Source organism: Thauera sp. 28, from assembly GCF_000310145.2.
GTDB lineage: Bacteria > Pseudomonadota > Gammaproteobacteria > Burkholderiales > Rhodocyclaceae > Thauera > Thauera mechernichensis.
In genome coordinates, this window is sequence record NZ_AMXA01000116.1 from 1 (window position 1) to 257 (window position 257).

Consider the following 257-nt stretch of genomic DNA (forward strand, 5'->3'; position numbering starts at 1 on the left):
GACATCGTCGTCACCAACGGTTCGATCTCGAACCTGGTGCAAGACCCGACCGACCCGACGCGCTGGACCGCCGACCTGACCCCGGCCGCTGGTTTCGAAGGCAATGTCACGGTCGAAGTCCCCGCCGGCAGCTACACCGACGTCGCCGGCAACGCCGGCAGTGGCGATAGCGACAGCACCGCGGTCGACACGCTCGCCCCGAGCGTCAACGTCACGATCAACCCGGACGGCACGGTGAGCTTCGTGTTCAGCGAAGC

The 257-nt window shown here is 66.9% G+C and carries 1 protein-coding gene; it reads left to right on the forward strand.

Features of this window, described 5'->3' with window-relative positions; genetic code table 11:
• On the forward strand, positions 1-257 hold a 257-nt coding region (locus tag C662_RS19695), incomplete at both ends, for an Ig-like domain-containing protein (protein ID WP_002934963.1).